We start from the raw sequence: 13,360 nt of genomic DNA on the forward strand, positions 1-13,360 counted from the left end.
AAAAGTAGTACGATGTAGTCATGGCCACCGATTACACTTCCAAGATTCGCGAAGCCGGAATGCGCGTCACCCGGCCTCGACTTGCGGTGCTGGCGGCCCTCGACACGCACCCGCACGCCGAAACCGACACGGTGTTGGCTGCTGTGCGTGAAGAACTTCCCGGCGTTTCTCGTCAGGCCGTCTACGACGTCCTGCACGCTCTCAGTGATGCCGGGCTCATCCGACGGATCCAGCCGTCGGGCCACGTGTCCCTCTATGAGACACGGGTGTTGGACAACCACCACCATCTCGTTTGCCGAGTATGCGGCGATGTCCAAGATGTTGACTGCGCTGTTGGCGAAGCGCCATGCCTGCAGGCGGCGTCCGACCACGGATTCACGATCGACGAAGCCGAGGTCATCTACTGGGGCGTGTGCCCCGCTTGCGCTGCAGTCGACGACACCACGCGTGAACCGGAGGACCCCGGCCCCGCGAACAGTTCAATCCGCGATCGAAATCCGTAGACAAACCCCCTGCGAAGTTTCATTACCGAAAGGAACTGCAGTGTCCGAATCTCAGCCCGAACCCACCCAGTGCCCCGTGACCGGTGGCATGGCCGCACCGTCCGAAGGCGGCGGAAACCGTGACTGGTGGCCCAAACAACTCAACCTCAAACTCCTCGCCGAAAACCCCGCCGAGGGCGACCCGATGGGTGCCGACTTCGACTACGCGAAGGAGTTCGCGTCACTCGATCTCGTTGCCGTCCGTCGTGACCTCGAGAACCTCATGCACGACTCGAAGTCGTGGTGGCCCGCCGACTACGGGCACTACGGTCCACTGTTTATCCGTATGGCCTGGCACGCTGCCGGAACCTACCGTGTCGCTGACGGCCGCGGCGGAGCCGGTCACGGCATGCAGCGGTTCGCGCCGCTCAACAGCTGGCCAGACAACGCAGGACTCGACAAGGCTCGTCGTCTGCTGTGGCCCATCAAGAAGAAGTACGGCAGCAAGCTGTCGTGGGGCGACCTCATTATTTTCGCCGGCAACGTTGCTCTCGAATCGATGGGCTTCAAGACCTTTGGTTTCGGCGGTGGTCGTATCGACAAGTGGGAGCCCGAGGAGATCTACTGGGGTCCAGAAACCACCTGGCTCGACGACGAGCGCTACACCGGTGACCGCGACCTTGAGAATCCGCTCGCTGCAGTGCAGATGGGTTTGATTTACGTCAATCCCGAGGGTCCGAACGGAAACCCGGATCCGCTGAAGGCGGCTATCGACATTCGCGAAACCTTTGCGCGCATGGCCATGGATGACGAAGAGACCGTCGCCCTGATCGCCGGCGGTCACACCTTCGGCAAGACCCACGGCGCCGGACCGGCCGACAACGTCGGCCCCGAGCCGGAAGCCGCACCGCTCGAGAACATGGGAATCGGCTGGAAGAGCTCGTACGGCACCGGTTCCGGCGCCGACGCCATCAGTTCCGGCATCGAGGGCGCATGGAACAGCACCCCTGTCACCTGGGACAACAACTTCTTCTGGACGTTGTTTGGCTACGAGTGGGAAACCTACACCGGACCCGCTGGCGCTACCCAGTGGCGCCCAAAGGACAACGCTGGGTCCACGAGTGTTCCCGACCCGCAGGATCCCGAGCAGCGTCACCAGCCGATGATGCTGACAACGGATATTGCACTCCGCGAAGACCCGATCTACGGCAAGATTTCGCGACGGTTCCTTGAGAACCCGAATGAATTCGCCGATGCCTTCGCTCGCGCATGGTTCAAGCTGACCCACCGCGACATGGGCCCTCTCTCCCGTTACCTCGGCAACGAGATTCCCAGCGAGACGCTGGTTTGGCAGGACCCGGTACCTGCGGCGACCTACGAAGCGATCGACGAGAGTGACGCTGCCGCGCTCAAGCAGCAAATCCTGGATTCGGGTCTCAGCGTCGCCCAGTTGGTGAAGACTGCGTGGGCGTCGGCGGCGTCGTACCGTAACAGCGACAAGCGCGGTGGTGCCAATGGTGGACGTGTTCGCCTGGAGCCACAACGCAACTGGACGGTCAATGAGCCCGCCGAACTCGACAAGGCGCTCACCGTGCTCGAGGGCGTGGCCGAGGCATTCAACTCCGAGTCGGGCACCAAGAAGGTCTCCGTGGCCGACGTGATCGTGCTCGGCGGCGCTGCGGCGGTCGAAAAGGCTGCCGCCGCGGCGGGCCACAAGGTCACGGTCCCCGTTTCACTTGGCCGTACCGACGCCTCGCAGGATGAGACGGACGTGGAGTCCTTCATCGTTATGGAGCCCCGCTGGGACGGATTCCGCAACTACCTGGCTGCGGATGCCCCGATCCCGGCCGAGTACCTGCTCGTCGACCGGGCACAGCTGCTAGGGGTCACCGGCCCGCAGATGACGGCACTCGTCGGCGGCCTACGTGTTCTCGGTGCCAACTACGGAGGGTCGCAGCACGGCGTGCTGACCGACCGTCCGGAGACGCTGTCGAACGACTTCTTCGTCAACCTCCTCGATATGGAAACCGAATGGACCGAGGCGGGCGACGGCACCTACGTCGGCAGCGACCTCGCATCCGGTGACCGCAAATGGACGGCAACTCGCGCCGACCTCGTCTTTGGTGCCAACGCGCAGTTGCGTGCTCTCGCCGAGGTGTACGGATCCGACGACGCCAGCGCCAAGTTCGTCGACGACTTCGTCGCTGCTTGGGTCCGGGTCATGGATGCCGACAGGTTCGATCTGCGCGGCTAATCACCACGCAGCGGCCCTCAGGCGGGAACCGCAAAACGAGCAAAGCCTCGCCGGAAAATACTTCCGGCGAGGCTTTGCTCGTTAGGCTCGGGGAATGAAACTCGGTCTGCAACTTGGCTATTGGAGCGCACAGCCGCCCACAAATCACCGCGAGCTCGTCGAAGCCGCCGAACGATCGGGCTTCGACTCGGTCTTTACCGCAGAAGCGTGGGGATCAGACGCCTACACGCCCCTGTCTTGGTACGGCAGCCAAACCCAGCGGCTCCAATTGGGGACCTCGGTCCTACAACTCTCTGCGCGCACCCCTACCGCGTGCGCCATGGCGGCACAAACACTCGATCACCTGTCCGGCGGAAGGCACATCGTCGGTCTCGGTGTGTCCGGGCCGCAGGTCGTCGAAGGCTGGTACGGGCAGTCGTTCGGCAAGCCATTGGCCCGCACGCGCGAATACATCGACATCATGCGCCAGGTGTGGGCGCGTGAAGCCCCCGTCACAAACGCTGGCCCGCACTACCCACTCCCGCTCGCTGGCGAAGGCTCCACGGGATTGGGAAAGCCTCTCAAATCGATCGTGCATCCCCTGCGATCCGACATTCCCGTGTATCTCGGTGCCGAGGGCCCGAAAAACATTGCCCTCGCGGCCGAGATTGCCGACGGATGGCTGCCGCTCTTCTTTACCCCGCGGATGGCGGACGAGTACAACGGTTGGCTTGATGAAGGCTTCGCACGTCCCGGAGCGCGCAACACTCGTGAGACCTTCGAAATCGCGGCGGTCGCGCAAATTGTCCTCACTGAGGATCGCGACGCCGCCTACGCCGCAATCAAGCCTTTCCTCGCGCTCTACATGGGTGGCATGGGTAGCGAGGACACCAACTTCCACGCCGAGGTGTACCGCCGGATGGGTTACGGCGACGTGGTTGACGAGGTCACCGCATTGTTTCGCAGTGACCGCAAGGCGGAAGCGGCCGCGATCATCCCCGATGCGGTCGTTGACGATTCGGCAATTGTCGGCGATGAGTCCCACGTTCGCGAACAGATCAAAGTGTGGGAGAAGGCTGGCGTGACGACCATGTTGGTGTCGGCGGGCACAGTCCAGGAGGTAGAGAGACTAGCGTCACTTATCTAGGCCGCGTTAGGTGAACGCCGGTTGGATTAGGTTAACAAAAGGTGAACCACGACCCAATGGAACTTGACATCACCTTGCCGCTAGGTTACAAATGAATGGACTGCAACTGACGGAGGAGGACTCCACCATGCACACCAGCACCAGTCCGACTTTTGTATCCAGGATCCGCGATCTCGCTCACCGAATTGCTGTCCGGATGGACCAGAGCGCTAACGAACGCCTGAGCATGCAACTTGGCAACATGCCGGTAGCTGTACTCGGCGCCGCTTAGCTGCTCGGCACTAACGACAACAGCAGGTCCCCGACGGAAACCCGTCGGGGACCTGCTGTTTCTTCGGTGGGACGTTGTTATCGGTAGGGGCGCGGCACCGCGCTCGTGAGGTGCCAGGAACCGCATTTGCACTCGTACGAACGAAGCGATGGGCGATCCCGCGACTGCCTGGCAATAGCGAGGATGGCGCCGGTGACCGCAGCAAGGGTCGGGTAGGCGATCTTCTCCGGTGTCGGACACTCAAATTGCACCGCAGGCACCACGCGTTCACGTTTGCGTGACCGTGACGAGTTCGCCGAGGTCCTGGCCTCCACACGCCGGTAGTAAGCCTCGAGATCGTCGTCGTCGAATGGCATGCGCGGATCAGACGGGTTCGTCGTACCGCGGCACCACGCGGAACACCTGAAGGCCCTTCGGCACGCCCTTCGCCTTGAAGCGCTTGCGGCGTACCACGTACTCATCGGCGTTGACCTCATCGAGCGCGGCCTGGCTCGCGTAGACCTGGCCACCGCCTGCTGCATCGCACACGCGAGCCGCAATATTGACGTCAACACCGAGAAAGTCGCCGCCCACCGCGCGCGGCATTCCGGAGTGCAGGCCAGCCCGCAGGGCGGGCCGGAAATCGCCGACGACAATTGCGCTCACGGCACCAACGGACTCGTGGGCGGCCGCGATCGCATCGCTGGCATCGACGAATACCGCCATGGTCCCGTCGCCGATGGTCTTGACTACCTGGCCACCGTGCGACTGGATTACTTGCTCGTGGACGTCGTTCACTTGTTCCAGCAACTCCAGAACTTGGTCGTCCCCCGCTCGCAATGCCCACGTGGAGAACCCGACGAGGTCGGTGAAAAGGATGGTTGCTGCGACGGGGCCGGTGGGGTTGGGTTGCCGACGTTCGACGAGCGATTGCCACACCACAACCGCGCCTAAACCGAGTTCGCGAATGGCGCTGGGGCGGTCGGGCCGAACGTCTACGAGCAGTCGTGCCACGCGGTCGGAAGTGCGATCGCCCGGTGGCAGAATCCCTTCGAACGGCGCGAGTCGGAGCGCCAGATGGGCGGCACGAATGGCGGTTGAGCTTTCGTCGGTGCGGGCGAGGAGCTCTCCGGCCCGCGCCAGTGCCCGACCGGACCCGCTGTCGGGTGCGGCGGCGTCAGCCTCGCGTTCGTCGTTCACGATGTCTAATCCTACTGCCGAGTACCGACAGTCGTCCGCACTCGGACTGTGGGTCAGCTAACGCAAGCGTTCGGCTTCGCGAGCCAACCGCAGCAGTTCCTCGGTGAGTTCGGCCAGGGCTTCCCTGTCTGCCTGCTCTCCCAACGCGGTGGCGAGGTCTTCGGCAGCGCAGCGCAGGGCAAACATCCGGTCGCCGAGTTCGGCCGCTTCGGTCGGGCTCAAAATAATGGCGTCGGCGGGAATAGAAGTACCCTCAACCAGCGTTCTTTGTTCGTAGGCGCGCTGCCTGCATGACCGTTTGCAGTACTTGCGCCTACGTCCACGCTCCGAATCCACCATCTCGCGTCCACACCAAGCGCACGCGTACGGCCGCCGACGAAGACCTGGCTGGCCTGCAGCTTCCGGGGGCGGCGATGCGGTGGTCGGAGATTGAGACACATAGTGACGGTACCGCGGAACGCGGCCTGCGGCCCAGACCGCGTAGAATGGCACCGATCACCCGACATTGACGACCCCGACACCAGACCGATTGAGAGGAAGACTTCATGGCAGATCGAGTCCTGCGTGGCAGCCGGCTCGGAGCGGTGAGCTACGAGACCGACCGCGACCACGATCTCGCGCCGCGTCGCCTCGTCCAGTACCGCACCGACAACGGCGAAATCTTCGACATTCCGTTCGCAGACGAAGCTGAAATCCCCGGTACCTGGCCGTGCAAGAACGGTATGGAAGGCAAGCTCCTCGAAGGTGCTGCCCCCGAGGAAAAGAAGGGCAAGCCGCCGCGCACCCACTGGGACATGCTCCTGGAGCGTCGCTCGGAAGCTGAACTAGAAGTACTGCTTACCGAACGCTTAGACCTGCTGAAGCAGCGTCGTCGCGGCGGAACCGCATAAGCAAACACAAGGAAGGGCCCCGGGAATCACAGACTCCCGGGGCCCTTCCCCATCTCTCTCCGCGTCCGTTCTCGCATGATGCGTTGATTCCCGCACTATGTCAGACATAGTGCGGGAATCAACGCATCATGCGAGAACACGGAAACGGGGTGTGCGGGGTGGGTGCTACTTCTTGCCGCGGAGGCGGTCGAGGCGGCCTTGGATGCCCCAGCGGGCGACGTTGATGAAGGATTCGGCGATGACGCCGCCGTCCATCTTCGACTCGCCGATCTCGCGTTCAGTGAAGGTGATCGGGACTTCGAGAATCGTGAAGCCATTCTGCAACGACCGCCATGCGAGGTCGATCTGGAAACAGTAGCCAGCCGACTCGACTTCGTTGAGACCGATCTTCTCGAGCACTTCGCGTCGGAAGGCGCGGTAACCGGCGGTGATGTCCTTGACCTTGGCGCCGAGGGCCAAACGAGCGTAGGTGTTCGCGCCCTTCGATAGCACTTCGCGGCGCTTCGGCCAGTTGACGAGTTCCCCGCCCGGAACGTAGCGCGACCCAATGACGAGATCGGCCCCGGAGTTAATGCCGTCGAAAAGTCGATGCAACTGCTCGGGCGCATGAGAGCCGTCGGCATCCATCTCGACAATCACGGCGTAGTCGCGATCGAGTCCCCAGGCGAAACCGGCTAGATAGGCCTTGCCGAGGCCGTCTTTGGCCGTCCGATGCATCACATGGATGCGCCCTGCAGCGTCATCGGCGGCAAGCCGGTCAGCGATATCGCCTGTACCGTCCGGACTTGAGTCGTCGACGACCAGAACGTGAACGCCCGTCTGCGACGACAGCAGTCGCTCGACGATGAGTGGCAGGTTGTCGCGTTCGTTGAACGTCGGAATGACGACGAGTGCGTTCTCACCGTTCGATCCAACGATGCGCGATTCAGGTTGCCTGCTGGCCATCGTGCTCCTTTGTCGTGGCCGATCCCCTCCGACCGGCTAACACATCGAGGCTAGTGCGTCCACGCAGCGCGTACAAAAATGCGACCGCGGTTAAGAGGACCACAAAGCGTTGTGGCCAAGGTCCAAATCGGACTGCGAGCGTGGTTCCGGTCCGCAACTGCATCTTCTCCTGCAGCAGGTCGGGGGTAAAAATCCCGCTGCTTGAGATCAGCGAGCCGTCTGGCGCCACCATCGCGCTAACGCCACTCGTGGCCGCCACGACGACGCTGCGCCCAGTCTCGACGGCTCGCACCTGAGACATCGCCAATTGTTGATAGGACATGTTGGTCCGACCGAACGTCGCATTGTTGGTTGGGACAAACAGGAACTGCGCACCTTCACGGACGGACTGTTGGGCGGCGCGATCGAACGCGACCTCCCAGCACGTCGCCACTCCCATCTCGACGTCTCCCTGTTCGGTGGGGACGTCAAGGACCGCGGGCCCAGTACCGGGTTGGAAGTCGCCAGCACGGTCGGCGTAGGACGAAAACAGGCGGAAGAAGCTCCGCCATGGCAGGTACTCACCGAACGGTTGGACGATGTGCTTGTCGTAGCGCCCGGACGGTTCGGCGTCGGCGTATCCGTCGCGTGCGCTCCACAGCAGCACTGAGTTGGTGGGGCCGTCGGGCCCGGGAATCCAGGTACCGAAAGCAATGGGAGCACCGACGGCGGTGACTGCGGCGCGAATACTCGCGGCAGCGTCCGGGTAGACGGTTGGCGGCACGTCGGCAGCATTCTCCGGCCATAGGACCAGGTCCGGCTTAGTCCGGCTACCGTTGTTGACCTGCTCGGCCAGCCGGAGCGTTTCCCGCGTGTGATTGTCGAGGACGGCACGCCGCTGGGCATTGAAGTCCAGGCCCAGTCGAGGCACATTGCCTTGTACCGCGACGACGTCCAACTCCCCCGACTTCGAGGTCAGTGGACTGCCGGTAACAGCGAGAACGGCACCGAGGCCCAACGGCACGACTACCGCGGCCACGGCGACTAGCGCGGTCCCATTCCGGACAACGCTGGACCGGTCGTCAAGGAGGCGAATGATCAGGGCGACGGCCGCGGCGCCAGTGAGTGCCACGGCGAACGCCACACCCGGAACGCCGATCACCGATGTCAACGGAAGGTACCAGCCCTCGACTTGCCCAAACGCCGTCCGACCCCACGGAAATCCGCCAAACGGGAACGCCGAGCGAATCGTCTCGACACTCACCCAACTGAGTGCGAACCAGACCGGGCGGAATCGCAGTCGCATGGTGACTGCGGCGAGGGCGCCAAATAGGGCCAGGTAACCCGCCATGACGGCCGACAGCGCGATCCAGGGAACTGGTCCCACGTACTCCCCTACCCACGGGATCAGGAGCAGGAAGAAGGCGAGGCCGTAACTGAAGCCGGAGCCAGCACAGCTTCGGACGGACGGTTTGCCGACCGCCATCGTCGCGTACAGCAGCCCCAACGAAATTGGCGCTAACCACCACGTGTGGTGAAACGGTGGGAACGTCAGGTACATCAGGCCGCCCGCGACCGCGGCGACCACAACCCGATGCCACCATCGAATGCTGTCGGTCACGCGCGGGAAAAGATCTGTTGCCCGTTTGCGACGGTTTGTACGCATTCGGGGAGACGGGCATCTTCGTCGACTGCCGGTAGTGCGGGCACCCGCGAACGTGGATCGGTGGACCATCGCTGAACGTTCTCGGTCGATGCTGCGACGACGAGTTCATCGACATCCCACACCGCATAGTGTGCTGGTGCGCCGGGGACGAGGGTGCCGGTGAGGCCGTCGTTAATGCCTGCGGCGCGCCAGCCACCGCGGGTGGACGCAGCGAAGGCGGCACGGGGAGATATCGAGTTCTCCTCGGTCCGGTGATGCGCTGCGGCGCGGATCGTGGCCCAGGGATCAATGTCGCATACTGGTGAATCGCTGGAAAGTGAGAGTCCCACACCAGCTTTCGCTAGCATCGCGAAATTGTTCAGGCTGGTACGACGATCGCCGAGGCGGGCCGCATACAGGTCGTCGGGTCCGCCCCAGGCTGCATCGAACAGCGGTTGCATGCTGGCGACGGCACCGCAGCGAGCGAACAGTTCGGCTTGTTCCTGCGTCACCATTTCGGCGTGTTCGAGGCGATGGGCGCAACTCGCCAACGCTGGGGTGCCGAGTTCTTCGGCGAGGATTGTCAGTGCGGTCGCAACAGCTCCGGCAGCGGCGTCGCCGATCATGTGGAATCCGGCCTGAACGCGGAGTTGGGTGGTGGCTCGGAGGTGGTCGAGGATCACTTGCTCGCTCAGGTAGCTGATCCCGCTGGCGGCCGCGTCCGCGTAGGGCTCGGTGAGCCACGCGGTGCGCGAGCCGAGGGCACCGTCAACGAAGAGGTCGCCGCCGAGCGCATCGGCACCGGTACGCTCCAAGATCGCCTTCACTTCGTCAGTCGACGACGCGGCTTCACCCCAGTACCGACGAACACTAACCCCGTGATTGAGGTCGGCGATAGCGCGGAAGTCGTCGAGGCCGCCAATATCGGGGCCGCCGTTCTCGTGAACGGCAACCACGCCCCGCGAGGCGGCGTAATCGAGGGCCCGCAGTCGGGCGCGCTGCCGGATGGCCGGGCTCATGAGGTTGCGGGCCGTGGATCGGACGCGATGGTGTGCGTCGGCCACGAGGGGCTGCTCAGCGGAGAATCCGTTCTCCGCTTGCAGATCGGGCACCATTCGCCGCAGCGCGCTCGAGGCCGCCGCAGAGTGTTCGTCGATCCGTGCCAGGTAGACGGGACGGTCGCCAGCGATGGCGTCGAGATCGGAGGTAGTTGGGGGCTGGTCTTGGCCAGCATCACCGGTCCAGGCTGAGGCATCCCATCCCAGGCCCCAGACGAGGTCGTCGTCGTGCGTGGCGAGGTATTTTGCGAGCTGCTGGAGGCAGTCAGCGCGGTTGGTAGCACCAGACAGATTGAGTCCGCCGAGGGCGATGCCGGTGTCGGTGAGGTGCACGTGCGAATCGACGAACGCCGGACTCACGAACCTCCCTGCCAGGTCGACGACCTCAGCGTCCGGATGCAGTGCGCGGCCGACGTCGTCGGACCCCACCCACACGATTGTTCCGTCGGTCACTGCCATCGCCGTGGCGTCGGGAACTGCCGGCGATGAGTAGACCATGCCTCCGAGGAGTAGCTGCGTGCTCACGTGGGCCATTCTCCCAGACGTCCGACAGTCAATTCGGTCGCCATCCGGTGATGTGTGACTCAGGCGGCTGGTGAATCAGGACGCGGATGCGGATGGCGCGCGTCGATTTCCGGGAGGTCGATGTAAACGGTGCCGTCGGCGTTGCGGACGGTGATGTCGTCGACAGTGCTGGCAGGCGCATCGACAACGTCCTCAACGGACCCGTCGATATATCCGCTCCCGTAGGAGAAGCGACGGCCGCGTGAGCCGCTGCCACCGCTTTGGAAAATGTTGGGTCCGAGGATGCCTGCTCGCTGTGACATCGAGACGAAGCGGCGCATCGCGACGGCATCAGCGACAGGACCAGCCAGTTTCCGGACCGGCTTCGCCATCAACAGCAGGCCAATGATGCTGGACACAGCACCGGGAACGATCGTCAAAGTTCCGGCCATCGCGTAGAGCGCCGCATTGCCAATTGGCGAATCGGGGACGGTCGGGGCGGTTTTGGCGGTACGCCAGTTGTCGCCCAGGCTACGAATTCGGTTCCCGAGCACCAGGTAGCCAATACCCATCACCGCGATCGTGATGAACAGCGCCCACAAGAAACCGAAGAAGTGGACCATGGCCCAGAAGGCGGCAATTTCGACCGCCACGTATCCGAGGAAGATGTACATCATGTCTGGTTAACGTTCGAGCGCCCGATTTTGCTCCCGGGACCCAGAGAAGGCTGCCAGCCTCTCGTACGCTGGAGCATGTGACTATCCCCGGAGATTTCGCCATCGCACCGTCCGAAGACGGTCATCGAGCGCGAATCCGGTTGCTCCACGGTCTGATCGAGGCGGCCAACTTGGATGCAATCGCCGTTGCCGCTGACGATCACGAGATCTCCCATTTGGAGTTGGGCGCGCACGGTGAATTGTGGTTGCACGGCATCAAACCGGAATCCGTTCGGGCGTTGACGGAACGGCTGCACGACGCTGGCCTGGTGGCTAGCGACTCACCCGACCGGACCCACACCATCGAGGTGTCATCGCTGAGCGGACGTATCGGCGGTCTGGCCGACGTATGGGCCGCAGCTGCAGAACTCGGGCATCGGGCCCGCCAGCGCGCCGGATCAGGCGATCTGCCTGCGGAAATCACTTTTGGCTTCGACGACGGTCACGGCGATGTACTGATGCGGCAGATCGACATCGTCACCGTTGCTGTCTCGAGCGAAGAAGCCGAACTAGTCGTTGCCGGGCAGGCCACGGGGCGGATTGTTCCGGTGGCGGAAGCTCCGGCGGCCATGATTACCGTCGCCGAGGCCTTTGCCCTGGGCGGTGCTGCGGGCATGGTCGAGCGTGCGAAAACGCTCGGTCGCGCGGATCTCGCCGACCACACGGAACGAGTCGCCCGTACACAGCCAACCGTCCTCCCGACGATTGGCTGGTTTACCCAAGCAGACGGGCGAGTTCTGCTGGGTGCAGTCACCGAGTCGGGGCGACTATCGCCGCGGCAGGCGCAGTTCGCTGCGGCCATCGGAGTACCCGTCCTATTCACTCACGACCGCGAGATTGTGATCGCCGACCTCACCGAAGGCGTGGCCGAGACGGTCGTGCGGGTTTTGGCGCCGATGGGCTTCATTTTCGACGCCGATGCCGCCTCGAAGCAGTAGCCGAAACTCCCGCCGGGGACCGATCTAGCGCGGCAACCGCCGCCACACGGCGCGCGGCAGCATCCGCATACCGAAGAACATCGGGCGCAGGATCCCCGGAATCCAGACCTCTCCCTTGCCTTTTCGGTACGCCCTAGCGACAGCGTCGGCGACTTGATCGGCAGTCCTGGAGAAGGGCGCTGGCTTCACGCCCGAATCCATCAACTCCTTGGTCATCGCACCGATCACGAATCCCGGCCGGGCCAGGAGCAAGTTGACCCCCGAGCCCTGCAGAGCATCGGCCAAGCCACTGGCGAAGCCGTCGAGCCCGGCCTTGGTTGATCCGTAAACGTAGTTCGCGCGTCGGACACGCACACCGGCAACCGACGAAAAGGCGATGATGGTGCCTGAGCCTTGTTTGCGGAGGGCAACCGCCAGCGGTGTCATGACGCTGATCTGCGCGTAGTAGTCAGTGTGGGCGATCGCCAGGGCGTGTTCGACGTCGGTTTCGGCTCGGGCGGCGTCGCCCAGAATGCCAAACGCAACAATAGCGACGTCGATGGGACTGTGCTCGGCGAACAATGATTCGATGAGCGCCGGATGCGAGGCGACGTCATCGGCGTCGAAGGTGAGGGTGGTGACGTCGGTCGCACCCGCAGCGAGCAGGGCTGAGGTTTCCTGCTGCAGGTTTTCGGGGCGGCGTGCCGCGAGGACCACTCGATTTCCGTCGGCGAGGCGAACGGCGGTCGCCACACCGATCTCGCTGCGGCCACCGAAGACGACGATTGTTCCCATTGCGTCAGTATCCCCTGCCCGCGCCGCGGGCCCCACTCCGCCTGCCGATACCGTTGAGCACTATGAGTCGCACCACCGATGATCTGTCCGCCGAAGCCCTGCAGATGCTGTCCGAGTATCACTTGGCAAGCCTGGCGACTGTGCGCGCCAATGGCACGCCGCACGTCGTGGCCGTGGGTTTCACCTTCGATGCCGAAGCTGGCAAAGCCCGAGTCATCACATTCGAGGGCTCACAGAAAGTTCGGAATGCCGATCGAGGCGGCTATGGAGCGCTGACGCACGTCGACGGTCCGCGCTGGCTAACGTTCGAGGGTCCGATGGTCGTGAAGCGCGACGCGGTATCCGTCGCCGACGGTGAGGCCAGGTATGCGGCCCGCTACCGCAAACCCCAGCCAAACCCGAAGCGAGTCGTCCTCGAGATGAGCATCGAACGAGTCCTGGGTTCGGCAGGGATGTTCAAGTCGACAGCAGATGCGCCCAGCTAGTTAGACCGAGCTAGTTACGCCCAAATCGGCGACGCCGATAATTGTCAGACCCTCGCGATAGTGTTCACACAAATAAACGAACACACAGTGAAGTGCTTCACTACAGATTCTTTA

At 63.4% G+C, this 13,360-nt stretch carries 14 protein-coding genes; 6 read left to right on the plus strand and 8 right to left on the minus strand.

The genetic code is table 11. From position 1 onward, the window contains the following. The first annotated feature begins 20 nt into the window (after window positions 1-20). The 3 genes from AC1L34_RS04795 to AC1L34_RS04805 all read left to right on the plus strand — a co-directional run bounded on the left by AC1L34_RS04795 (window position 21) and on the right by AC1L34_RS04805 (window position 3,862). Window positions 21-503, plus strand: coding sequence for a Fur family transcriptional regulator (locus AC1L34_RS04795; RefSeq protein WP_424295132.1), 483 nt, complete (start codon window positions 21-23; stop codon window positions 501-503). 88 nt (window positions 504-591) lie between these two features. After that, complete coding sequence (gene katG / locus AC1L34_RS04800; protein WP_480035309.1) at window positions 592-2,736, plus strand: catalase/peroxidase HPI; 2,145 nt, start codon at window positions 592-594, stop codon at window positions 2,734-2,736. A 94-nt stretch (window positions 2,737-2,830) separates the two neighbouring features. Beyond that, entirely contained in the window at window positions 2,831-3,862 is a 1,032-nt protein-coding gene (locus AC1L34_RS04805; protein WP_424295128.1) for an LLM class F420-dependent oxidoreductase, read from the plus strand. 348 nt (window positions 3,863-4,210) lie between these two features. Here the strand turns inward: AC1L34_RS04805 and AC1L34_RS04810 are convergent, their stop codons facing one another. Genes AC1L34_RS04810 through AC1L34_RS04820 form a run of 3 tightly spaced genes read right to left on the minus strand, consistent with a single transcriptional unit; the run spans window position 4,211 to window position 5,651 of the window. Continuing rightward, complete coding sequence (locus AC1L34_RS04810; protein ID WP_424323000.1) at window positions 4,211-4,489, minus strand: hypothetical protein; 279 nt, start codon at window positions 4,487-4,489, stop codon at window positions 4,211-4,213. 7 nt (window positions 4,490-4,496) lie between these two features. Beyond that, window positions 4,497-5,312: an adenylate/guanylate cyclase domain-containing protein gene (locus AC1L34_RS04815; RefSeq protein WP_424295125.1), complete on the minus strand. Its 816-nt coding sequence runs from the start codon at window positions 5,310-5,312 to the stop codon at window positions 4,497-4,499. A gap of 57 nt (window positions 5,313-5,369) precedes the next feature. Continuing rightward, window positions 5,370-5,651: a hypothetical protein gene (locus AC1L34_RS04820; RefSeq protein ID WP_424295139.1), complete on the minus strand. Its 282-nt coding sequence runs from the start codon at window positions 5,649-5,651 to the stop codon at window positions 5,370-5,372. A gap of 206 nt (window positions 5,652-5,857) precedes the next feature. Between AC1L34_RS04820 and AC1L34_RS04825 the strand changes: the two genes are divergently transcribed. After that, window positions 5,858-6,202, plus strand: a complete 345-nt coding sequence (locus AC1L34_RS04825; protein ID WP_424295123.1) for an RNA polymerase-binding protein RbpA — start codon at window positions 5,858-5,860, stop codon at window positions 6,200-6,202. Window positions 6,203-6,367: 165 nt separating this feature from the next. On the opposite strand, the gene AC1L34_RS04830 is transcribed toward AC1L34_RS04825, so the two are convergent. From AC1L34_RS04830 to AC1L34_RS04845, 4 genes are read right to left on the minus strand one after another with little or no spacing between them, the layout of a single operon-like run. Then, window positions 6,368-7,147: a polyprenol monophosphomannose synthase gene (locus AC1L34_RS04830; RefSeq protein ID WP_424294586.1), complete on the minus strand. Its 780-nt coding sequence runs from the start codon at window positions 7,145-7,147 to the stop codon at window positions 6,368-6,370. Then, window positions 7,128-8,792, minus strand: a complete 1,665-nt coding sequence (gene lnt / locus AC1L34_RS04835; RefSeq protein WP_424325116.1) for an apolipoprotein N-acyltransferase — start codon at window positions 8,790-8,792, stop codon at window positions 7,128-7,130. Before lnt ends, AC1L34_RS04830 begins: the two co-directional genes overlap by 20 nt. Beyond that, entirely contained in the window at window positions 8,744-10,354 is a 1,611-nt protein-coding gene (locus tag AC1L34_RS04840; protein WP_424323289.1) for an amidohydrolase, read from the minus strand. Before AC1L34_RS04840 ends, lnt begins: the two co-directional genes overlap by 49 nt. A gap of 59 nt (window positions 10,355-10,413) precedes the next feature. Beyond that, on the minus strand, window positions 10,414-11,010 hold the full coding sequence (locus AC1L34_RS04845; protein ID WP_424294589.1) for an FxsA family protein: 597 nt from the start codon (window positions 11,008-11,010) through the stop codon (window positions 10,414-10,416). Window positions 11,011-11,087: 77 nt separating this feature from the next. On the opposite strand from AC1L34_RS04845, the gene AC1L34_RS04850 reads away from it, so the two are divergent. After that, the gene (locus tag AC1L34_RS04850) at window positions 11,088-11,987 is read left to right on the plus strand and encodes a precorrin-3B synthase (protein ID WP_424294590.1); all 900 of its coding nucleotides are present in this window, start codon (window positions 11,088-11,090) and stop codon (window positions 11,985-11,987) included. Between the two features lie 24 nt (window positions 11,988-12,011). Here the strand turns inward: AC1L34_RS04850 and dprE2 are convergent, their stop codons facing one another. Next, the gene (gene dprE2, locus AC1L34_RS04855) at window positions 12,012-12,761 is read right to left on the minus strand and encodes a decaprenylphospho-beta-D-erythro-pentofuranosid-2-ulose 2-reductase (RefSeq protein WP_424322866.1); all 750 of its coding nucleotides are present in this window, start codon (window positions 12,759-12,761) and stop codon (window positions 12,012-12,014) included. 62 nt (window positions 12,762-12,823) lie between these two features. On the opposite strand from dprE2, the gene AC1L34_RS04860 reads away from it, so the two are divergent. Continuing rightward, entirely contained in the window at window positions 12,824-13,246 is a 423-nt protein-coding gene (locus AC1L34_RS04860; RefSeq protein ID WP_424322865.1) for a pyridoxamine 5'-phosphate oxidase family protein, read from the plus strand. Window positions 13,247-13,360 lie beyond the last annotated feature (114 nt).

It is taken from the genome of Gordonia sp. 34D, assembly GCF_056682775.1.

Bases quoted from the DNA above. Each gene is read 5' to 3' on its own strand.
- dprE2 (WP_424322866.1), bottom strand. From the start codon at position 12,761: ATGGGAACAATCGTCGTCTTCGGTGGCCGCAGCGAGATCGGTGTGGCG.
- AC1L34_RS04795 (WP_424295132.1), top strand. From the start codon at position 21: ATGGCCACCGATTACACTTCCAAGATTCGCGAAGCCGGAATGCGCGTC.
- AC1L34_RS04825 (WP_424295123.1), top strand. From the start codon at position 5,858: ATGGCAGATCGAGTCCTGCGTGGCAGCCGGCTCGGAGCGGTGAGCTAC.
- AC1L34_RS04860 (WP_424322865.1), top strand. From the start codon at position 12,824: ATGAGTCGCACCACCGATGATCTGTCCGCCGAAGCCCTGCAGATGCTG.
- katG (WP_480035309.1), top strand. From the start codon at position 592: ATGGCCGCACCGTCCGAAGGCGGCGGAAACCGTGACTGGTGGCCCAAA.
- AC1L34_RS04845 (WP_424294589.1), bottom strand. From the start codon at position 11,010: ATGATGTACATCTTCCTCGGATACGTGGCGGTCGAAATTGCCGCCTTC.
- AC1L34_RS04805 (WP_424295128.1), top strand. From the start codon at position 2,831: ATGAAACTCGGTCTGCAACTTGGCTATTGGAGCGCACAGCCGCCCACA.
- AC1L34_RS04820 (WP_424295139.1), bottom strand. From the start codon at position 5,651: ATGGTGGATTCGGAGCGTGGACGTAGGCGCAAGTACTGCAAACGGTCA.
- lnt (WP_424325116.1), bottom strand. From the start codon at position 8,792: ATGCGTACAAACCGTCGCAAACGGGCAACAGATCTTTTCCCGCGCGTG.
- AC1L34_RS04810 (WP_424323000.1), bottom strand. From the start codon at position 4,489: ATGCCATTCGACGACGACGATCTCGAGGCTTACTACCGGCGTGTGGAG.
- AC1L34_RS04830 (WP_424294586.1), bottom strand. From the start codon at position 7,147: ATGGCCAGCAGGCAACCTGAATCGCGCATCGTTGGATCGAACGGTGAG.